Here is a 20,559-nt window from a genome sequence, read left to right on the forward strand (position 1 = left end):
TTTTGAATTAATTGAAATTTAGCAAAGCAAAATACAAAACTCAAGTCAAACAAGAAGGAGTAAAGATGTTTTTTGTACTTTGGATTTTTAAATTATTTAGGAAGGATATTGCCAATGAGATGGACCCTAAGACCAAAATCTTCGAGTACAGTTACCACTAACTTAGCCAAAGCTCTAAATGTTGATGAAATTATTGCTTCTTTATTAGTTCAACGAGGGATTGAAACTTTTGAAGATGCTAAGCGTTTTTTCAGACCTTCTTTAGAGGATTTACATGATCCTTTTTTAATGAAGGATATGGATAAAGCAGTTGCTAGAATTGAAAAAGCAGTTGTGCATCAGGAAAATATTTTGGTGTATGGAGATTATGATGTAGATGGGACCACATCTGTGGCATTAATGTCTTCTTATTTGGAAACGATTACTCCCCAAGTGACAACGTATATCCCTGATCGATATGCCGAAGGTTATGGAGTGTCTTTTCAAGGGATTGACTATGCTTCTGATAATGATATTTCGCTGATTATAGCATTGGACTGTGGTATCAAAGCAATTGAAAAAGTCGTATATGCTAAATCCAAAGGTATTGACTTTATTATATGTGATCATCATAGACCTGGTGATGCTATTCCTGAAGCTGTAGCGGTTTTAGATCCTAAAAGAGTGGACTGCGCTTATCCTTATAAAGAATTATGTGGTTGCGGTGTAGGATTTAAGTTGATTCAGGCAATCGCTAGTAAGAAGGGGCAAACTGCCTATGATCTAACGTCTTATTTAGATCTTGTAGCAACTGCAATAGGAGCAGATATTGTTCCGATTACTGGAGAAAATAGAGTACTAGCATATTATGGATTAAGAACAATTAATCAAAATCCAAGAGTTGGTTTTAAGGCTATGTTAGCACAGGTAAAAAAGGAAACTTTTACCATAACCGATGTAGTATTTATTCTTGCGCCTAGAATTAATGCTGCCGGCAGAATGAAACACGGATTGCATGCTGTAAACTTATTAAAAGAAGATAATATTGAACTCGCTCTAGCATATGCGGCTGAGATAGAAAGTTATAATAGTGAGCGGAAAGATACGGATAAGAGTATTACCAAAGCGGCTTTAGAACAGATTGTTGATAATGATGAAGAACATAGGTTTACTACTGTGGTTTATAATGAAAGTTGGCATAAAGGAGTTATAGGAATTGTAGCTTCTAGATTGACAGAAACCTATTATCGACCCACATTAGTTTTTACCAAAAGCGGTGAAAAGTTAGCAGCATCTGCTAGATCTGTAAAAGGATTTGATGTGTATAATGCATTGGATAACTGTTCGGAACATATAGAACAATTTGGAGGACATAAATATGCAGCAGGCTTAACATTAAAAGAAGAACAATATGAGCTTTTTAAACAAAAATTTGAAGAAGTAGTAGCCAATTCAATTGATAAAAAGCTTTTGACTCCAGAAATTACCATAGATACTGAGCTAGAGTTCCATGAAATAACACCGAAGTTCTTTAGAATTCTAAAACAGTTTGCTCCTTTTGGCCCTGGAAATATGACACCTGTTTTTATGACAGAAGGTGTTAAGGATACGGGATATGCAAGGTGTGTTGGTACAGATGAAAAGCATTTGAAATGTAAAGTGCAAAAAAATGGATTGGCTATAGATGCCATAGGTTTTAATTTGGGTCCAAAAAAGGAATTAATCACAAGTAGTCATCATGCGAAGATTGCCTATACGGTTGATGAAAATGAATGGAATGGTACCGTGTCATTACAATTAAAACTAAAAGATATAATTTAACTTGTTTTTATTTAGATTAATTATAAATAATTAATATTTTTGAATCAAATATGATTCGAAATGAGTGCTATAGATAAAATTTACAGTAATAAAGTTGGGATATCTTTTTTTTGGAAAAAACAACAACCTAAAGAGAAACCAAAAATACAATTGGTATTTAGAGATATTGGGTTTTTGCTTACGCTCAATGAATTAAAAGATTTTTCAGATGCATGTAGTATTACAGAACAATCGCAATGTTGTAGTCAATGTGCGAGTCACCATAATTGTAGATCTCTTCTTCTAAGAACACCTTCTGATAAGATTGATTTGGCAGTTAGTAAAGAGGAACTGGAGCAAATTCAGGAATTGATAAATGGAACTATTTTTAGAATAGAATTACAACAATGGGTAACTACTACTGGGCTGAATTAATTATTTAAGAAAATCCAGGATTTTATAAGCTACTTCTTCTGCTTTAGTTTCCTGAATAAAGTGTTTTTCATCAATAAAATGAATGTCTGCTTCATCAACTTTAAGCGCATTGGTTACTTTGGTTTGTTGAGGCGTCCATTGAAGCATTGTATCATGAATTCCCCAAATCACTGCTACAGGAATATCGATGCTTTCAAAAACCAAGGAGTAATCAGGAAAATAGTTACAGGTTCTAGTAAAGAAATAATACATCCCATTGGTTTTTCCTTCTAGTAGTGGGGTTTTATATCCCTCTACATCGAGTTCATTTAGGTTGTTCTCTTTTAAACCTTCTTTAAAAAGTGATTTAAGTAACGTATTCGTAGTAACACCATTGCGATAAGACCACATTGCTGCTTTGGCAGCTGGACCAGGACTAAACCGTATCGGAGGATAAAAACCTTCTTCGTATAATAGTGTATTGAGAACAATAAGTTCTTCGATTCTATTAGGTGCTTGGTTAAATAGTTCCCATGTCCATACACCTCCAACATCATGCATAACATGAGACCAGTATTCGATTCCTAAACCATCCATAAGATCTAACAATCTTTTTGCGTGTTCTTTTTCGCTATAAATTTTATATCCTTCAGGGGAATCGCTAGAGCCATATCCTAGCATATCTGGAACAATTACTCTATACCCACCAGCTACAAGAGGATCGATCATTTTACGATATAGCCAACCCGAAGTTGGTACTCCATGAAGTAGCACAATTACAGGGCCATTTCCTCTATCAATATACTTTATGATACCATTCTTAGTTGGAAAAGATCGTTGTTCAGCTCTGAACTCCGAATATGTCATTTGACCTTTTCTAATTTTGGTGTTTTGATAAGGTTTACACCCAAAAGCAATGATAACAATAAGAAGTAATAGAGAAAGTTTTTTCATCCAGACTGATAATTTGTGAAGTAGCAATTTACTTAAAATGATTTTTTTAAACCATTACATTTAACAAATTTATTGTAGGTTTTAAGGTTTTTATAAGAATTGAGAATTGTTTTAATGTATTGATTAATCGATATGTTCTATCACTACATTTTTTCCATTAAAAAGAAAACGAGCTCCTACTGTTTTTCCTAGCAGCATTTTACCTATTGGTGTATTGATGCCAATGGCAAAATATGCTACTTTATCAATAATAATTTCGCCAACGGAAATACTTAAGAAATAATTTCCAGTACTAGTTGTTACCAGACTTCCCAAATGAGCAACACTAGAGTTGGAAGAGATATCAACTTTGGATAAAATTTCGTTTAATTTTTTGGCTTCTGATAATTGTACTCCGGTTTTTTCTCTTTCTAGCTGAAGCATAGCTCTTCCAGTTTCGTGCTTATCACCAGCAGTACTTTTTGTTTCTGATGTTAATGATTCTTGAAGACTATTCATCCTATCATGAATACGACTAAGTCGTTCTTCTACAAACTGCCGACAATGATCGTATAATATCTCTTTAATACTTTTCAAAAAAATAGAATTTAGGAAATTCAAGATAGAATAACCTTAGGTATTGAACAAATATTATTACTTCATTAAACGAGAAAAAGGGTTTTTTAAATCTTTGGTAAAAAGATATCTACTGTTCCTTCTAAAATTCCTGTTTGGTCAAATGAAAAATCTATGATTCTACAATGCTCAGCGATCATGGCCGTTTCATCAATTAAAATTCTAGGATCATCTTTAAAGTAAATTTGAGTTTGTAAGGTGCGATAGCCTTTTGCCGAGATTTTATAATGAAAATGTCTTGCTCTATATCCATGTACTCCAGGACGAATCGTTTTTACCGAATAGATTCCATTTTTATTAGTTCTTAGAGAACCTGATAATGTTCTTGGAGAAGCGAAGTGAAAATTATTTTCATTTTGAAAAGCATTGGTATCAGTACTATGCCAAATTTCAATTTTCGCGTTCGACACTGCTTCTTGGTTTTTAGAATATATTCTTCCTGAAATTACCAAAGGAATTCCAGGAAGACTAGTTGGATTAAGATCGATTACCTTAGAATATTCTGAATAATTCGATAATCGATTTTTATAATTATTATTTAAATAAAAAGGAATGATCAAGTTATTTTTTTCAAATACAGGAGTATGTCTGTGGGTGTTTTCCATAGTACTAGGGCTTTAACGGGTTTTATTTTCTAATATATCTATCCTTACAGGACAAAGTAATCCTATGCTTTTCCACTTGTTCCTGTATTATTTATCTACTAGTAAGTTTTTATTGAGTTCTAACTTTTTCATTCCTTGATCTAACGATGTGATTTAGGTAGTATTCACATAATGTTGTAATTACAGGGTTTTGGAAATCTCAAGTTCAAAATCCACATCAACATTTGCAGTCGAAGATTTGCTATCGTCAAAAGAAATCCCTTCTCCTTCTGCAGATGCTGTAATCTCAACACTTCCATTGATAGTTCCTGTGGTTTTTAGAAATAAATTATATCCACTAGTTACATTGAGTGACTTTTCCCAGGTGCCTACAGTTAGGGTTTCAGATTTTAAATCCCCAGAAGCATCTCTATATTGGATTACTGGTGAGTTATTAAGAGCTCCGCTTACAACAGCTTTTAATGTTACGGTAACAGGTATAGCTTCAGGAGTAGCATCATCATCATTACTACAAGAAGTCAGTACTGCTAAAGAAATTAAGATTAGTGCAAGTTTTTTCATTTTTTAGTTTGTTTTAATTGTTAATTTATGTGGTTTTAAAGTTTTACTACTCTAAAACAGAAGACTTGCGATTTACCCTACCTGATTTGAATTATTTTTTAAATTTTTTATTCGGAGATCGAAAAGGGACCAAAATTGCGCATCTGTAGAAGAATCCACTTTTTTCTATGTTGTATGTATGAGGAAGGAGGATACGCAAGGTATTTTCTTGGGTTTGGAAGAATTGCTGCTATGGCAGCTGCTTCATCGGTATTTAGATTTTGAGAAGTTTTGTTAAACCAAAATTCGGCTGCAGCTTCAGCACCATAAATGTGATCACCCATTTCGATACTATTCAGATAGATTTCCAGAATACGTTCTTTGCTCCAAAGGAGTTCTATTAAAAATGTAAAATAACTTTCTAACCCTTTACGAATCCAGCTACGTTGTGGCCATAGAAATACATTTTTTGCTGTTTGCTGCGAGATGGTGCTTGCTCCTCTGAGTTTTTTGCCGTTTTTATGATCGTCAATTGCTTTTTGTATGGCTACGGTATCAAATCCACTATGTTCTAAAAAATGTTGATCCTCACTACAGATAACGGCAAGTTGAAGGTTCTTAGAAATCTTGGAAATAGGAACCCATTGATGTCTAGTTGTAACTTGTTCTGTAGATTGTAACTTTCGGATGATCATTAAAGGAGTTGCAGGAACGTTTATCCACTTATACGCAAGTACCCATAATACACTAATAAGCACGAAAGCTAAGATGCTTTTATATATAAAACGAAATACTTTTTTAAACATTATAATATAGGTTCTTATAAAAGATCAGCTAATTCTTTACCAACCAAACTGCCTATAGCTACTCCCATGCCGCCTAATCTTACACCACAAAAGATGTTATTGGATATAGCTTTTACAATAGACTTTTTTTGATTTCCAACTCCCATAATTCCACTCCAACGATGATCGATTTCAAAATTAGTATTGGGTAAAATAGTCTCCTGTAAAATTTGTTCTAATGTTTTTTGTACCAATTCCGTTTGTCCGAATACAAAAGTTTCTTCAGTTTTAAAATCTAGATTTCTACCACCTCCAAATAATATTCTATCATTGATATTTCTAAAATAATAATATCCTTTATCTAGATGAAAGGTTCCTTTGATATGTAAATTTTTGATTGGTTTGGTAATGAGGACTTGTGCACGAGCTGGTTGTACTTCTTCAATTCCTAATTGAGATGCAAAACCATTGGTGGCAATCAATACTTTATTAGTAGTAAACGAAAATTGTTCTGTTTTTATTTCAACATGGGCATTTAGATCTTCTATAGCATTTACGGTGCAATTATTTAATATTAGAATTCCAGATTTTCGGGCTTTATGTAATAATGCTTGCATCATATTTCCTGTATCAATTTGCCCTTCAAATTGATTTACGATGTAAGCAGGCTGTATTTTTTCGAAATCAAAAATGTTTGTTTCGGTTGCGAAAACATTGTCTTTAAAAATGGGTTTCAAGAGATGGTTGATATCGTCAATTTTTGAAAGACAGATTTCAAATAAGTCGTGATCCTCATTTGTAAAAAGTTCGTATCCTCCATTGGGTTGATAGTCGATTACAGTATCTCCTAGATTTTCTCGTAATAATTGGAGTCCGTTATATCTTTTTTGAATTAACTCTAAAACTTCTTCTTCAGAATGGGAATGCAAATCGTCAAGAATTTCAGACAGACTTCCAAAACAAGCAAATCCAGCATTTTTAGTACTTGCGCCATTAGGTAACATTCCCTTTTCGAGTATAAGAACTCTAGCTTTCGGAAATTTTTTGTGAAGCTCAATCGCACAATTAAGCCCTACAATTCCACTACCGATAATGGTAAAATCTACATTAGACAACCAAGTCTTATATTCCCAATAGCTAAAGCTCATATTTTTATATAAAAAAAGCCTCATTTCTGAGGCCCTAAGTTAGTTAGTTATCTGTTGGTTCTTTCATTTCAAAATCCTCCATAAACTTGGTAGTATAATTTCCAGCTACATAATCTGGATGATCCATTAACTGTCTATGGAATGGAACCGTAGTTTTTATTCCTTCTACTACAAATTCATCAAGTGCTCTTTTCATTTTATTGATCGCTTCTTCACGAGTTTGAGCGGTGGTAATTAACTTCGCAATCATAGAATCATAATTCGGTGGAATGATATAACCACTATATACATGTGTATCTATACGTACTCCATGACCACCAGGAAGGTGTAAGTTTGTAATCTTTCCAGGTGATGGGCGGAAGTCTTTATAAGGGTCTTCTGCATTAATTCTACATTCTATAGAGTGTAATTGCGGGTAATAATTCTTACCAGAAATTGGCACTCCTTCAGCTACTAATATTTGTTCTCTAATAAGATCGTAATCTACTACTTGCTCTGTAATAGGATGCTCTACCTGGATACGAGTATTCATTTCCATAAAGTAGAAATTACGATGCTTGTCTACTAAGAACTCAACTGTTCCTGCACCTTCATATTTGATATATTCTGCAGCTTTGATTGCTGCCAGACCCATTTCATCTCTCAATTCATCAGTCATGAATGGAGAAGGTGTTTCTTCGGTTAGTTTTTGGTGTCTTCTTTGTACAGAGCAGTCTCTTTCTGATAAGTGACAAGCTCTACCATTGCTATCACCAACTACCTGAATTTCGATATGTCTCGGCTCTTCAATAAGCTTTTCCATATACATATCATCATTACCAAAGGCAGCTTTACTTTCTTGTCTAGCAGATTCCCAAGCAGGTAATAAATCTTCTTCTTTCCATACAGCACGCATTCCTTTACCACCACCACCAGCACTAGCTTTTAGCATAACTGGGTATCCGGTTTCTTTGGCAACTTTTAGGCAAGTATCAAAATCAGGAATTACACCTTCACTTCCAGGAACACATGGCACACCAGCTTCAATCATCGTTGATTTTGCAGTGGCTTTATCTCCCATTTTCTCAATCATTTCTGCACTAGCTCCGATAAATTTAATATCGTGCTCTTCGCAAATTTTTGAGAATTTAGCATTTTCTGATAAAAATCCATATCCCGGATGTATCGCATCTGCATTTGTTATTTCTGCAGCAGCGATGATATTGGACATTTTAAGATACGATTCTGTACTTGGAGCAGGTCCTATACATACAGCTTCATCGGCAAAGCGAACGTGCAAACTATCTGCATCTGCAGTAGAATAGACCGCTACAGTCTTAATACCCATTTCTTTACAGGTTCTGATTACACGCATTGCAATCTCACCTCTATTGGCAATTAGAATTTTTTTAAACATAACGTTCTAAATTTAAAAACCTCAAATTCCTAATCCCAGCTTCGATAAATGAATCTAGAGATTTGTTTTATTGGAATTTTAAAATTGGGTTATGATGGGTCTACTAAGAATAAAGGCTGATCAAATTCTACAGGAGAATTATCATCCACTAATACTTTTACAACTTTACCAGAAACTTCACTTTCAATCTCATTGAAAAGCTTCATTGCTTCGATAATACAAAGTACATCTCCTTCTTTTACACTGTCACCAACTTCAACAAAGGTAGGTTTGTCTGGTGATGGCTTTCTATAAAAAGTTCCAATGATTGGTGACTTTATTGTAACGTATTTAGAATCGTCATCTTCTTTGCTACTTGCAGCAGGAGTTTCTGTTACTGCTGGAGCAGTAGCTTGTACTTGAGTAACTGGTTGAGCAGCAGGGACTGCACTACCCATTGGTATCTGTTGTACAATTGTTGTTTCTTTACTGTCGTCTGAAGTTGTTCTGATCGTAATCTTCACATCTTCCATTTCTAATTTTACTTCGCTAGCCCCAGATTTGGCCACGAATTTAATTAAATTCTGAATTTCTTTTAAATCCATAATGTTGGGTATTGTGTGTTTTAGTTGTTTAGGAATTATAGGCCCATTTTAAGTAAATAGAACCCCAAGTAAATCCTCCTCCGAAAGAGGCAAATACTATATTATCTCCTTTTTTGAGTTGTTTTTCGTAATCGCTTAATAATAATGGTAAAGTTGCTGAGGTAGTATTACCATATCTATGTATATTCATCAGAACTTTACTCTCATCTAGATTCATTCGATTGGCAGTAGCATCAATAATACGCTTATTGGCTTGGTGTGCAACTAACCAATCTACGTCATCACCAGTAATGTTGTTACGTTCCATAATCTTGGTACTTGCATCAGCCATATTGGATACTGCATATTTAAATACAGATTTCCCATCTTGTTGAACGAAATGTTGTCTTTTTGCAACTGTTTCTTCTGAAGGAGGTAAAATAGAACCACCTGCTTCAATCTTTAAAAACTGACGTCCCACACCATCGGTTCTTAGGTACTCATCTTGTAAGCCTAAACCTTCGTCATTTGGCTCAAAAAGTGCTGCACCACCACCATCTCCAAAAATGATACAAGTAGTACGATCTGTATAATCAATAATAGAAGACATCTTATCAGCTCCTATTAATAACACTTTTTTATACCTTCCAGATTCTATATAACTAGCTGCAGTCGACATTCCATATAAAAAACTAGAACATGCAGCTTGTAGGTCATATGAAAAAGCATTGATTGCTCCTATTTCTGTAGCAACATATGCTGCGGTTGCAGCTACGGGAAGATCTGGAGTAGCAGTCGCAAAAATTACCATATCAATCTCTTTGGGATCGAGATTTTTTTTAGCAATTAAATCTTCTGCTGCTTTGATACCTAAGAAAGAACTTCCTTTACCTTCTTCCTTTAGTATTCTGCGTTCTTTAATACCAGTACGAGTGGTGATCCATTCATCGTTTGTTTCGACCATGGTTGCTAACATCTCATTAGATAACACATGATCCGGCACATAAGCGCCTACAGCTGTTATAGCGGCTGTGGTTTTACTCATATCTTTATTTTAGTCATCTGCTGTTTTATAATGATAAAACTTCAGATAGAATTTGCTAATCTCCTTTAGGCATGCTTGCTTTAAAAAAATTAGCATCAATAAATTGATTAGATCATTTTCTTACTTCTCACACAACACGTGCAAAAAAGTGGTTGAAAATACTAAATTACTTGCAAATATGGCGCAAAATAACTGGATTTTGACAGATTTTCAACTAAAAACAAAAAAACTCTCACTTTTGTGAGAGTTCTTCTATAATTTTAACAGTATGCTTATGCTACTTCTTCTTCAGTATTGTCAATAATTACCTGACCACGGTAATATAATTTACCTTCGAACCAATGAGCTCTGTGATATAAATGTGCTTCTCCTGTTGTAGGATCTGTAGCTATTTGTGGTACAGTAGCTTTATAATGTGTTCTTCTCTTATCTCTTCTAGTTTTGGAGATTTTTCTCTTAGGATGTGCCATTGCTTAGCTATTATTTATCGTTTAATAAGTTTTTTAATTTATCCCAACGAGGATCAATCTCCTCGTTATCATTCTCTAATGTTTTTTCTTTTGGACTTAATTCTTCCAGTTTATCAAGTATGTCCGATTTTAACGTTCCATCTTCGACACCAGGGTGCACTCTTTTCGAAGGTACCCCAAGTACAATAAGCTCATATATATATTGCTGCACATTGATTTCATATTCTCCATGCGGGATAATGAGAATTTCTTCGTTCTCATTATTATACTCTTCACCAAACTTAACTACCAGAAAAAACTCGTTTTCCATTGGTAGATCAAAAGGTTCATTAGTAACATCACAATTTACATTTACTGTACCCTTAGCAGTAAACCGAAGTTCTAACATTGTTGTTTTCTTGTTAAACTCCAGATCTACTTTTATAGCAGATGTATTAAATTCATCATACTCAAAATGTTCGAAGAACGTATCGCCAATCTCATACTCAAAACTATGTAATCCTAGCTTCAATCCAACAAAAGGAATAGTATACTCTTTTAGTGGTTTCATTTCATCATCAGTTTCAAGTCTTTACCAATTTGGTAAAAGGCGGGTGCAAAGATAACAAAAAATCGTTATGATTGCATTTTTGTAAATAAAATTATATCAGAAAGTTAGAATTTGCTTCGTTAGGTTTTAGTATTTGAACAAATAAGTATCGTTTTTTTCAATTTAGTTATCTCCAATACTTTACCAAACTATGAATTCTTAATTCCCTTTGAACTGAGGTTTTCTTGGTTGTTTTTTTAATGGGTTTTTAGTCAGTTCTTTATATTCTTCTCTGTGTTTATAAATCTTTAAAGCAGCGAATACTGCTTCTTTAAAGGATCCATTATCTGCCTTGTTTTTTCCTGCTATTTCAAATGCAGTTCCATGATCTGGCGAGGTTCGTACTTTGTTTAATCCAGCGGTATAATTTACACCTTTTCCAAAAGATAACGTCTTAAAAGGAATTAGTCCTTGATCATGATAAGAGGCTACAATGGCATCAAATGATTTATAACTATTAGATCCAAAAAAGCTATCAGCAGCATAAGGTCCATAAACAAGTTTGCCAGATTCGTTGATTTTTTTAATCGTTGGTTTTAGTACTTCGTCATCCTCTTTTCCTATGACACCATTATCTCCGCTATGTGGGTTGATACCTAACACTGCAATTTTAGGTTTACTAATTCCAAAATCTTGTTGCAAAGCGTTATGAATAGTGTCTACTTTTTGTTCAATAAGTTCCGGAGTAATTGTATTAGCAATGTCTTTAACGGCTACATGGTCTGTGAGTAATCCAACTTTTAAAGTATCAGTAATCATGAACATAAGACTATTTCCCTGAAGCTCTTGGTCTAAATAATCGGTATGTCCGGGAAAATTAAAATCTTCGGATTGGATGCTATGTTTGTTAATGGGTGCAGTTACAAGTACATCGATCTCGTCATTTTTTAGAGCTTGCGTTGATGCTTTCAATGATTTTATGGCGTAAGCACCAACCTTTTCGTCTTCTTTACCGAAATTTATATCAACTCCTTCTTTCCATACATTAAGCACATTGATTTTTCCATCTAAAATTTGAGAAGTTTTGTCAATACCATGGAGGTTTGTATTGATTTTATATTGCTTTTTAAGAAAAGAAAGAATTTTAACCGAAGCAAAAATTACGGGAGTGCAAAAGTCTAACATTCGATTATCCTCGAAAGTTTTTAGAATAACCTCGCTTCCAATACCGTTTAAATCGCCAATAGAAATTCCTAATCTTATTTTTTGTTCTTTCTTCATTATATAAACTACTTTATAAGTATTTTTGAAGTGTCAAAAGGACTTCAAATTTTAGGACACAAATTTAATTAAATAATTCGCATTTATGTTTACAGGAATCATCGAAGAATTAGGAACGGTTGCTAATCTTAAAACTGATCAGGAAAATTTAGATATTACTATTCGTGCGAATTTTACATCTGAGTTAAAAATTGACCAAAGTGTTGCTCATAATGGGGTTTGTCTTACAGTTGTGTCTATAGAGAACGATCAGTATACGGTTACAGCGATTAAAGAAACTTTGGATAAAACGAATTTAAATGATCTTAAAGTTGGAAGTATTGTGAACCTAGAAAGAGGTATGAAACTAGGAGCACGGTTGGATGGTCACATTGTTCAAGGACATGTGGATCAGATTGCAACGTGTACACAAATTAAGGAAGCGGACGGGAGTTGGTATTTCACTTTTGAATACGATCCTGCTCTTAGTAATATTACCATAGAAAAAGGTTCTGTTACCGTAAATGGTGTGAGTTTAACGGTTGTAAACTCTCAAAAAAATGCGTTTAGCGTAGCGATTATACCTTTTACATATGAACATACTAATTTCAATACCTTTAAAGTGGGTACTGTCGTAAACTTAGAATTTGATGTTATCGGTAAATATGTAAAAAGAATAACAGAGCTATCATAGATTTCTACAAATCTTCGCTAGCTTGCTAGAATAGTATCAATTTTTTCTACTTCACTAAAACGAAATAAAGAGAAAGAATTTTCATCTATTTTTAAAATTACTCCTCCCAAATCTTTGGAATTTGCGCAAGATTCGAAATCTAATACTTTTCCAAAATGCTGGCTTTTAGTATCAATTACTTTATACTGCATAATCACAAGTTTTCATTTGTATTCCCTAAATCATTATGATTGTTCTTTCCCCAAAAAACATACCATAACGCAGTGATCTTTGGATGTAAATTTAGAGTAGACATTCGAATTGAAAAAATTATTTTATCAGGTTTTATTAACAATAATCGTTCAATGAGTTGATTTTCAGTATAAATATGCTCAAAATGATGCAACAATAGTTAGGGTTTGGTTAATTTTTTAAATCTAAGCCTTCTTTGTTTTATCTTGGTATTAAAGTTGTGGGATAAAATACGATCTATAAGAATTTGAATGTTACTGTAGATTGAAAAACGAAAGGCTAACATTGAATCTTCAATGTGATTTTACTTAAAAAACTGCTTTATTAATCTTGGAAATATGAATACGCGCAAATTATTTTTTATTGTTTTTGGGTTTCTTCCTATACTGGTATTTTCGCAATATAATATTAGGATAGAGGCTTATGTAATTGATCAGCAAACAAATCAACCAATTCCGTATGTAAATATTGGATTTGTAGATAGTGGAATAGGAACGGTGAGTAGAGAAGATGGTTGGTTTCAGTTATTATATGACGAAGCCAGAATTCCTAAAACAGCAACCATACAGATTTCCAGTATTGGATACAAAACATTGAGTTTCTCGGCAAATAGATTTTATAATTTATTAACTAAAGACAATAAAATTTATTTAAAACCAGATGTACAAGCTCTTGAGGAAGCAGTAGTGGTCGCTGATAAAAGTATCAAAGATTCTTTAGGGTATTACTCATACAACTCCAATTTAATGGCTTACTGGAAGGACAAACAAGCACTTGGTGGAGAAATAGGTTCGTTTATCAAACTTGGGAAAAAGAGAAGTACAAAAATCCATAAATTAAAATTCAATATCTTAGAGAATACTGCTGATAGTTTATTGGTGCGGGTAAATGTTTATGATGAAAAAAGAGGGAAACCAAACAACAATTTACTTCGCAATAATATTTATCATACAATTTCTAAGAAAAATGGAGAAGAAATCATCGATTTGTCAGCTTACAACATCAGAGTAGATGATGATTTCGTAATGTCATTAGAGCTTATAAAAGTATATGGTGATGATATTCAATTTGCAATAACAGCCAGTGAATATGGTAAAGCGTATTTACGATACGTAAGTCAAGATGCGTGGAAAAAATTGTATAAGAAAGGAATCGCGTTTAAGGTAGAAACCTCTTATTTAGAATCACAAAAAGAAACAAAAGAAAGACAGAAACCACAGCATATTACGATGTATTGGGATGCTTCGTTATCTATGAGGAATAGAGATTTAGAAGCCGAAAAGAAAATCTTGGAAAAATATTTAGCTAATTTAGAAGAGGTAAGAGTAGACTTAATTCCGTTTACAAATCGTCTTCATGGTAAACAGACTTTTGATATTAGAAAGGGTAAGAGCAAAGACTTAATTAGGGCTATTGGAAATATCACGTATAATGGGGCTAGTAATTTTTCGGAATTATTTCCTGAAAATTTAGATACAGATCAATATCTGGTTTTTACTGATGGATTGGCAACTTATGGAGAACATCAAACTAAATATGAAGTTCCCATTTTTTATATCAATAGTAAAGATAAAGGGAATCATATAGCACTTCAGGAAGCAAGTCAATATAGTGAAGGTTATTATTTACATCTTCCTAAAATGAGCACGACTCAGGTTCTTACGTACCTATTAAAAGACAGTATTGATGTTTCTGTCTATAACAAACAAAGCACAGAAGATTTTGTTTCTGGAGAGGTGTTTTCTGATCAAAGTCCTGTTCAGGGTTGTACCGTTAGAGTAAGAGGTTCTCTAATAGAAGCTGAAACCGATGCTGATGGAAAGTTTTTAATTGATGCTAAGAGTGGAGATGTTTTGGTTTTTGAACATTTTGGTATGGTTAAAAAAGACATAACACTTTCTGAAGCGAAAGATGTAAAAGTAGATTTAGTCTCTAAATATGATAGATTGGATGAAGTAAACTTACAATCTAAGAAGTCAAGTGGTGGAGAAGAAATTGTAAATAGAGGAGACCAAAAAGTAAATAAAAGGAGATTAGGAAGTGCTAATTATGTTTTAGAACAAGAAGATTTTCCGAAGTCGGCGATTTTTTTATCTGATATTATTAGAGGTAGATTTCCAGGTGTTCAGGTGATTGGAGATGGAGACCGAGTGGTATATCGAATACGTGGTAGAAGATCTATTAATTTAGAAATTCCGCCATTATTTGTGGTAGATGGGGTTCAGTATACAAGACCTCCAGAGTTTTTACAACCTTTTATTATTAAAAGTATCTCTGTGATTAGTGGTATATCCGGTACAGTAAGGTATGGTGCTCTGGGAGCTGGAGGTGTTTTTATCGTAGAAACCAAACTAAATTCTCCTGATTTTGGTCCTGATAATGAAGCAAATTCTTTATTAGTAAAAGGAAATGATTACGATGAATCGGTGCTTTTGTTGGATGAGAATAAGAATAAGCCGGCATATCTGAACGATTTATGGAATAGTGCTACGTACAACGAAGCGCTAGATTCTTATTATGAATTAAGAGATACTTATTTCACGGATATTTCATTTTATCTTCAGGCGGCAGAATACTTCACTATGTGGGATGAAGACTTTTCTAAAGAAGTGTTGTCTAATATAGCTGAGATAGGTGGCCATAATTATAAAGCAATGCGTGCATTAGCGTTTAAGTTAGAAGAAACAAAACAGATAGATAAAGCGCTGTTAGTATATGAAAAATTGCGTGAACTAAAGCCCAATTCTGCGCAATCATATTTAGATCTGGCAAGGATTTATACAGAAAATGCAAAGTATGTAGAGGCTTTTGATCTATATAAAGAGATGTTGGCGAATAAGAATGATAATGTAAAGTTTGATGGTGTTTGGAAGCAATTAACTTCGCAGCTGCAGAGTTTTATGAATAATCATAGAGCTCAAGTATCTTACACCGATATTCCTGAAGCGTATCTGAGAGTTAAAAGTTCTCCAGCTCGAATTGTTTTTGATTGGAATGATCCTAATGCGGCTTTCGAACTTCAGTTTGTAAATCCTGAAAACAAATATTTTAAATGGTCTCATTATTATGAAAACCAACCAGAAGAATTATTAAAGGAACTGGAACAAGGAATTACCTCTAAAGAGTTTGTGCTAGATAAAAAATTTCAAGGAGAGTGGATAGTAAATATTAAATATTTAGGAGAAGTCACGTCATCTTTAAATCCTGTGGTAATGAAGTATACAATATATCATAATTATGGGCTACCAGATGAACGCAAAGAAGTGAAGTTTATCAAATTATATGATCAAAAAGAGAAAGTTAGTTTGGATAAGTTTGAAATTTAATCAAAGTATACATTAACATTTAGAATAATTTTAAAAAGCCCTGGCATACGTTAGGGCTTTTTTAGTTGGATTTTTATTGTTTAGTAAATACGTTTATTTTTATTACTAAGGACCTGTAAGTATTATTATGATGGTATTTACAAGAAAAGGGTTGTCAAAAAAATGACAACCCCCTAGTTTGTGCTAATTTTTAGAAGGCACGGATTATATTCCCGGGAATATAATATCGACTTGCCATATTGGTTAAATTGTATTTTGTTTAACTAATTAGGTCATTCTCCTGGTAAAACACCTATTAAAGATAAACAAAACTGACTAAAAAAGCACTTTAAAATGTTGTTTTAAGAACATATTAAATTCTACTAATACTTGTTGTCAAGAAAATGATATTTGCAAGGCTAATAATCTATCGTAAAACTTACTTTAAGAAGGTAATATTTTCCCTATTTATAATACTTCCCTATACCAATCATTTATTATAAAACACAAATCGCAAAACCATGCAAAAACTCACTGGTTATTCAGTAATAATAATGGTTATATTTATACAAACTATATTTGCCCAACAACAAACCGAAACTTATATCAATGTATTGATAGGATTGGCATTAGGACGGAATAATAATTTTGATGTGGGTTTATCTTATTACTTCTATCCTTTTTTTAGAACAGTTTAATGGTGCTTTTACGTTGAGCGTTTCATTTCCGTTAAATAAATAATTACTCATTACGTAAGTCTAAATATAAAAACTAAAAAAGCCCTAGTTTTCACTAAGGCTTTTGGGTGGTCCCACTTGGGCTCGAACCAAGGACCCCCTGATTATGAGTCAGGTGCTCTAACCAGCTGAGCTATGGGACCTAAAACGGAGGGCAAATTTAAGTAATTGATATAAACACGCCAAACATTTTTTGTAATTTAATTAATCTCTTGACAAAGCTCTACCAAAACACCATTTGTTGTTTTAGGATGTATAAAGGCAACTAGCTTGTTGTCAGCACCTTTTTTAGGGGTTTTATTGATCAATTGAAATCCTTCTTTTTCGAGTCTTTCTAATTCTTTTTCAATATCATCTACATCAAAAGCAATATGATGAATGCCTTCGCCTTTTTTGGTAATAAATTTTCCAATAGGGCCATCTTCACTGGTGCTTGCCAAAAGCTCGATCTTGTTTTCGCCAACTTTAAAGAAAGAAGTAATCACCGCTTCACTTTCTACTGTTTCTTCTTTATATGGAGCAACTCCTAGTAATTGTTCGTAAAGTGTATTGGCTTTATCAATATCTTTTACAGCAATACCGATATGTTCAATTTTGTTGATATGATTCACAAGTGTAAATTTTATTAATTATTAGATAATGAGGATAAAAGTACAAAATAGCTATGCGAAAAGGATTTTCTATTAAAAGAAAATCAACACATCACATAAATAGCTATTTTTGTACCATGGAAACAAACAGACAGAAAAAAATAGGAGGCGTATTGCAACGTGATGTGGCAGATGTAATACAGCTTGCTTTGCGTGAAGCTGGAGTACAAGGGATTTTGGTTTCTGTTACTAAGGTAAGTGTTACTACAGATCTATCCATTGCTAAAGTATATATGAGTGTATTCCCTCATAATGAAGGAGAAAAAGTATTACAAGAAGTAAATGCGGTAAAATCTCAAATTAAACATCAGGTGGCGCAGCGTACAAAAAATCAATTACGTCGTATGCCCGAGTTATCCTATTTTATTGATGATTCATTGGAGTATATAGATAATATCGAGAAAGCAATTAAGGGAGAAGACAATCCTTTAGAGAATCCTGATTTATTGCCAAAACGCAAGAAAAAGTAATTATTTAAGTTAATTTAAATAAAATCGGTCATAACAACATATTCTATTATCTTTATTAAAAAATAGTTGATTAAGATTTTGTACTAAAAATTTGAAGTTTCCTTTTTACATAGCAAAACGTTATTTGTTTTCTCCTGGTAGTAGTAATGCAATTAATATTATTACTGGGATTGCAGCAGCGGGTGTGGTTATAGGAGCTATGTCGTTGTTTCTGGTATTGTGCGGCTTTGCTGGGCTTAAGGATTTTAGCTTGCAATTTTCTTCTTATTTTGATCCAGATTTGAAGTTGTTTCCTTCTAATGGAAAGACATTTACATTTACAGAAGATCACAAAAAGAAATTATCTGATCTAGAAGGTGTTCTAAGTTTTTCGGAAGTTATAGAAGAGCGTGTTCTCTTAGAATTTAAAGACAAACAAAAAACAGGTTTTATAAAAGGTGTAGATGCTAATTATAAAGAAGTCATTGCGACAGATAGTATTATGGCATACGGCGAATGGTTAAGTGGAAACGATGCTCAAGTAGTTTCAGGCTATGGAATAGGAAAAGAGCTAGGAATGGGAGTGGAGCAGATTTATACAAACTTTCTAAACATATATGTTCCTAAACCGGGAAAAGGTATTCCGAAAGATCCTTCTAAAGCGTTTAGAAAAAAAGCTGTAGTAAATACTGGAATTTATACGGTAAATGAAGACCTCGATAAGAAGTATGTTTTTGCTACTATTGGTCTAACAAGAGAGTTGCTAAACTTGCCAAAAGATCGAGTGACTAATATAGAATTGAAATTATCTCCGGAAGCTGATGAAGATACCGTTCGGGAACAAATGATTGCACTTTTTGAAGATAAGGTTGTCGTAAAAAACCGGATTCAATTAAACGACACTTTATACAGAATGCTAAATACGGAGAATTTAGCGTCTTATTTAGTAATCACCTTAATAGCAATCATAGCTTTATTTAATGTAGCAGGAGCGATTATTATGATGATCATCGATAAGAAGATGAATATACAAACCTTATATAATTTAGGAGCAACTTTACCTAAAATCCGACAAGTATTTCTGTTTCAAGGTTCTTTAATGACAATTTTAGGAGCATTATTGGGTCTGCTTTTAGGCTATATCATTATTATTTGTCAACAGCAGTTTGGGTTATTGATGATTACTCCTTCTCTTCCGTATCCTACTAAAATTACAGTTATGAGCTTTATTATAGTCTTTCTTACCATTACTGTAATAGGTATAGTAGCATCGTTATTAGCTTCTAGTAGAATCAACCAACGTTTAGTGAGTTTCTAATAAGAATTTCATTTACGCAAACTGGAATCCTGCAAATTTTTCCTGTACTTCATCAAAAGCAGCAAATACATCTTTGGAATCATCGCTGGTTACCATTTTAGTGCGATATTCTTTGAAATGTGGAATGCCTTTAAAGTAATTGGTGTAATGTCTTCTTGTTTCAAAAACTCCAAGTTTTTCACCTTTCCAATCGATCGACATTTGCAAGTGTCTGCGTGCTGCAATTACACGTTCTTCTATAGTCGGAGGTGGCAGATGTTCTCCTGTTTTGAAGTAATGTTTTACTTCTTTGAAGAACCATGGATATCCGATACTGGCACGACCAATCATTGCGCCATCCAGTCCATATTGATCACGCATTTCTACTGCTCTTTCAGGGCTATCTACATCTCCATTTCCGAAAACAGGAATATGCATTCTAGGATTGTTCTTTACTTCGGCGATAGGTTTCCAATCTGCATTTCCTTTATACATCTGCGCTCTTGTACGTCCGTGAATGGAAATGGCCTTACAGCCTACGTCTTGCAAGCGTTCGGCTACTTCGACAATTTTTATCGAGTTATGATCCCAACCTAATCTCGTTTTTACGGTTACAGGCAGTTTGGTATGCTCAACCATGGCCTTGGTTAGAGAAACCATTAGATCGATATCTTTTAAGATACCAGCGCCAGCTCCTTTGCTTACCACTTTTTTTACAGGACATCCAAAGTTAATATCTATGATATCTGGTCCTGATGCTTCTACAATCTCAACGGATTTAAGCATAGAATCTAAGTTGGCTCCAAAAATTTGAATACCAACCGGACGTTCTTTTTCATATATATCCAACTTCATTACACTCTTTGCTGCATCTCGAATTAATCCTTCACTAGATATAAATTCGGTATATACAACATCTGCTCCTTGTTCTTTACATAACGCTCTAAATGGTGGATCACTCACGTCCTCCATCGGTGCTAATAGTAAAGGAAATTCTCCTACATCAATGTCTCCTATCTTTGCCAAAACCTTTGTTTGATAAATATTAAACGTAATTCTTTGCAAAAGTACGAATTCTAACGAATCTTCATTG

21 protein-coding genes and 1 tRNA gene are annotated in these 20,559 nt (G+C 33.6%); 6 read left to right on the forward strand and 16 right to left on the reverse strand.

Annotated elements, in window-relative coordinates:
• The first annotated feature begins 114 nt into the window (after positions 1-114).
• Both recJ and Q1A73_RS09635 read left to right on the forward strand, forming a co-directional pair.
• A complete protein-coding gene (gene recJ / locus Q1A73_RS09630) occupies positions 115-1,800 on the forward strand; it encodes a single-stranded-DNA-specific exonuclease RecJ (RefSeq protein WP_299604743.1) in 1,686 nt (561 codons plus the stop codon).
• 60 nt (positions 1,801-1,860) lie between these two features.
• A complete protein-coding gene (locus tag Q1A73_RS09635; RefSeq protein ID WP_299604746.1) occupies positions 1,861-2,214 on the forward strand; it encodes a hypothetical protein in 354 nt (117 codons plus the stop codon).
• On the opposite strand, the gene Q1A73_RS09640 is transcribed toward Q1A73_RS09635, so the two are convergent.
• The 12 genes from Q1A73_RS09640 to pdxA form a co-directional block, all read right to left on the reverse strand.
• A complete protein-coding gene (locus tag Q1A73_RS09640; RefSeq protein ID WP_299604748.1) occupies positions 2,215-3,147 on the reverse strand; it encodes an alpha/beta hydrolase in 933 nt (310 codons plus the stop codon). It lies immediately after the preceding gene.
• Positions 3,148-3,270: 123 nt separating this feature from the next.
• Positions 3,271-3,723: a 3-oxoacyl-ACP synthase gene (locus Q1A73_RS09645; protein ID WP_299604750.1), complete on the reverse strand. Its 453-nt coding sequence runs from the start codon at positions 3,721-3,723 to the stop codon at positions 3,271-3,273.
• A gap of 86 nt (positions 3,724-3,809) precedes the next feature.
• The gene (locus Q1A73_RS09650; protein WP_299604753.1) at positions 3,810-4,367 is read right to left on the reverse strand and encodes a hypothetical protein; all 558 of its coding nucleotides are present in this window, start codon (positions 4,365-4,367) and stop codon (positions 3,810-3,812) included.
• 180 nt (positions 4,368-4,547) lie between these two features.
• Entirely contained in the window at positions 4,548-4,928 is a 381-nt protein-coding gene (locus Q1A73_RS09655) for a hypothetical protein (protein WP_299604756.1), read from the reverse strand.
• Positions 4,929-5,035: 107 nt separating this feature from the next.
• Complete coding sequence (gene mtgA / locus Q1A73_RS09660; protein WP_299604759.1) at positions 5,036-5,713, reverse strand: monofunctional biosynthetic peptidoglycan transglycosylase; 678 nt, start codon at positions 5,711-5,713, stop codon at positions 5,036-5,038.
• A gap of 14 nt (positions 5,714-5,727) precedes the next feature.
• Complete coding sequence (locus Q1A73_RS09665; RefSeq protein ID WP_299604761.1) at positions 5,728-6,840, reverse strand: FAD-dependent oxidoreductase; 1,113 nt, start codon at positions 6,838-6,840, stop codon at positions 5,728-5,730.
• Between the two features lie 43 nt (positions 6,841-6,883).
• Positions 6,884-8,236 carry an acetyl-CoA carboxylase biotin carboxylase subunit gene (gene accC, locus Q1A73_RS09670; RefSeq protein ID WP_299604763.1) on the reverse strand — a complete coding sequence of 451 codons (1,353 nt, stop codon included), beginning with the start codon at positions 8,234-8,236 and terminating at the stop codon, positions 6,884-6,886.
• Positions 8,237-8,325: 89 nt separating this feature from the next.
• The gene (accB, locus tag Q1A73_RS09675; RefSeq protein WP_299604765.1) at positions 8,326-8,820 is read right to left on the reverse strand and encodes an acetyl-CoA carboxylase biotin carboxyl carrier protein; all 495 of its coding nucleotides are present in this window, start codon (positions 8,818-8,820) and stop codon (positions 8,326-8,328) included.
• 28 nt (positions 8,821-8,848) lie between these two features.
• Entirely contained in the window at positions 8,849-9,844 is a 996-nt protein-coding gene (locus Q1A73_RS09680; protein WP_299604768.1) for a beta-ketoacyl-ACP synthase III, read from the reverse strand.
• Positions 9,845-10,116: 272 nt separating this feature from the next.
• On the reverse strand, positions 10,117-10,314 hold the full coding sequence (rpmF, locus tag Q1A73_RS09685; protein ID WP_027394691.1) for a 50S ribosomal protein L32: 198 nt from the start codon (positions 10,312-10,314) through the stop codon (positions 10,117-10,119).
• 10 nt (positions 10,315-10,324) lie between these two features.
• Positions 10,325-10,864 (reverse strand): DUF177 domain-containing protein, encoded by a 540-nt coding sequence (locus Q1A73_RS09690; RefSeq protein WP_299604772.1) that lies wholly within the window; start codon positions 10,862-10,864, stop codon positions 10,325-10,327.
• Positions 10,865-11,062: 198 nt separating this feature from the next.
• The gene (gene pdxA, locus Q1A73_RS09695; RefSeq protein ID WP_299604774.1) at positions 11,063-12,124 is read right to left on the reverse strand and encodes a 4-hydroxythreonine-4-phosphate dehydrogenase PdxA; all 1,062 of its coding nucleotides are present in this window, start codon (positions 12,122-12,124) and stop codon (positions 11,063-11,065) included.
• Positions 12,125-12,209: 85 nt separating this feature from the next.
• On the opposite strand from pdxA, the gene Q1A73_RS09700 reads away from it, so the two are divergent.
• Positions 12,210-12,797 carry a riboflavin synthase gene (locus Q1A73_RS09700; protein ID WP_299604776.1) on the forward strand — a complete coding sequence of 196 codons (588 nt, stop codon included), beginning with the start codon at positions 12,210-12,212 and terminating at the stop codon, positions 12,795-12,797.
• 17 nt (positions 12,798-12,814) lie between these two features.
• Here Q1A73_RS09700 and Q1A73_RS09705 read toward each other — a convergent pair whose 3' ends face one another.
• Complete coding sequence (locus Q1A73_RS09705) at positions 12,815-12,988, reverse strand: hypothetical protein (RefSeq protein WP_299604778.1); 174 nt, start codon at positions 12,986-12,988, stop codon at positions 12,815-12,817.
• A 378-nt stretch (positions 12,989-13,366) separates the two neighbouring features.
• Here Q1A73_RS09705 and Q1A73_RS09710 point away from each other — a divergent pair, with 378 nt between their 5' ends.
• Positions 13,367-16,354 carry a carboxypeptidase-like regulatory domain-containing protein gene (locus Q1A73_RS09710; protein WP_299604780.1) on the forward strand — a complete coding sequence of 996 codons (2,988 nt, stop codon included), beginning with the start codon at positions 13,367-13,369 and terminating at the stop codon, positions 16,352-16,354.
• Positions 16,355-17,139: 785 nt separating this feature from the next.
• On the opposite strand, the gene Q1A73_RS09715 is transcribed toward Q1A73_RS09710, so the two are convergent.
• Positions 17,140-17,213: transfer RNA gene (locus Q1A73_RS09715), tRNA-Ile, on the reverse strand.
• A gap of 57 nt (positions 17,214-17,270) precedes the next feature.
• A complete protein-coding gene (gene mce / locus Q1A73_RS09720) occupies positions 17,271-17,672 on the reverse strand; it encodes a methylmalonyl-CoA epimerase (RefSeq protein ID WP_299606334.1) in 402 nt (133 codons plus the stop codon).
• Positions 17,673-17,797: 125 nt separating this feature from the next.
• On the opposite strand from mce, the gene rbfA reads away from it, so the two are divergent.
• A complete protein-coding gene (gene rbfA, locus Q1A73_RS09725) occupies positions 17,798-18,190 on the forward strand; it encodes a 30S ribosome-binding factor RbfA (RefSeq protein WP_299604782.1) in 393 nt (130 codons plus the stop codon).
• Between the two features lie 91 nt (positions 18,191-18,281).
• Positions 18,282-19,487: an FtsX-like permease family protein gene (locus Q1A73_RS09730; RefSeq protein WP_299604784.1), complete on the forward strand. Its 1,206-nt coding sequence runs from the start codon at positions 18,282-18,284 to the stop codon at positions 19,485-19,487.
• A 12-nt stretch (positions 19,488-19,499) separates the two neighbouring features.
• On the opposite strand, the gene dusB is transcribed toward Q1A73_RS09730, so the two are convergent.
• Complete coding sequence (gene dusB, locus Q1A73_RS09735) at positions 19,500-20,492, reverse strand: tRNA dihydrouridine synthase DusB (protein ID WP_299604786.1); 993 nt, start codon at positions 20,490-20,492, stop codon at positions 19,500-19,502.
• Positions 20,493-20,559 lie beyond the last annotated feature (67 nt).

Source organism: uncultured Aquimarina sp. (assembly GCF_947492115.1).
Classification (GTDB): Bacteria; Bacteroidota; Bacteroidia; order Flavobacteriales; family Flavobacteriaceae; genus Aquimarina.

What these genes read in the sequence shown, in the direction of transcription:
- recJ (WP_299604743.1), top strand. Translation starts at nt 115, where the DNA reads ATGAGATGGACCCTAAGACCAAAATCTTCGAGTACAGTTACCACTAAC.
- Q1A73_RS09635 (WP_299604746.1), top strand. Translation starts at nt 1,861, where the DNA reads ATGAGTGCTATAGATAAAATTTACAGTAATAAAGTTGGGATATCTTTT.
- Q1A73_RS09640 (WP_299604748.1), bottom strand. Translation starts at nt 3,147, where the DNA reads ATGAAAAAACTTTCTCTATTACTTCTTATTGTTATCATTGCTTTTGGG.
- Q1A73_RS09650 (WP_299604753.1), bottom strand. Translation starts at nt 4,367, where the DNA reads ATGGAAAACACCCACAGACATACTCCTGTATTTGAAAAAAATAACTTG.
- Q1A73_RS09655 (WP_299604756.1), bottom strand. Translation starts at nt 4,928, where the DNA reads ATGAAAAAACTTGCACTAATCTTAATTTCTTTAGCAGTACTGACTTCT.
- mtgA (WP_299604759.1), bottom strand. Translation starts at nt 5,713, where the DNA reads ATGTTTAAAAAAGTATTTCGTTTTATATATAAAAGCATCTTAGCTTTC.
- Q1A73_RS09665 (WP_299604761.1), bottom strand. Translation starts at nt 6,840, where the DNA reads ATGAGCTTTAGCTATTGGGAATATAAGACTTGGTTGTCTAATGTAGAT.
- accC (WP_299604763.1), bottom strand. Translation starts at nt 8,236, where the DNA reads ATGTTTAAAAAAATTCTAATTGCCAATAGAGGTGAGATTGCAATGCGT.
- accB (WP_299604765.1), bottom strand. Translation starts at nt 8,820, where the DNA reads ATGGATTTAAAAGAAATTCAGAATTTAATTAAATTCGTGGCCAAATCT.
- Q1A73_RS09680 (WP_299604768.1), bottom strand. Translation starts at nt 9,844, where the DNA reads ATGAGTAAAACCACAGCCGCTATAACAGCTGTAGGCGCTTATGTGCCG.
- rpmF (WP_027394691.1), bottom strand. Translation starts at nt 10,314, where the DNA reads ATGGCACATCCTAAGAGAAAAATCTCCAAAACTAGAAGAGATAAGAGA.
- Q1A73_RS09690 (WP_299604772.1), bottom strand. Translation starts at nt 10,864, where the DNA reads ATGAAACCACTAAAAGAGTATACTATTCCTTTTGTTGGATTGAAGCTA.
- pdxA (WP_299604774.1), bottom strand. Translation starts at nt 12,124, where the DNA reads ATGAAGAAAGAACAAAAAATAAGATTAGGAATTTCTATTGGCGATTTA.
- Q1A73_RS09700 (WP_299604776.1), top strand. Translation starts at nt 12,210, where the DNA reads ATGTTTACAGGAATCATCGAAGAATTAGGAACGGTTGCTAATCTTAAA.
- Q1A73_RS09705 (WP_299604778.1), bottom strand. Translation starts at nt 12,988, where the DNA reads ATGCAGTATAAAGTAATTGATACTAAAAGCCAGCATTTTGGAAAAGTA.
- Q1A73_RS09710 (WP_299604780.1), top strand. Translation starts at nt 13,367, where the DNA reads ATGAATACGCGCAAATTATTTTTTATTGTTTTTGGGTTTCTTCCTATA.
- rbfA (WP_299604782.1), top strand. Translation starts at nt 17,798, where the DNA reads ATGGAAACAAACAGACAGAAAAAAATAGGAGGCGTATTGCAACGTGAT.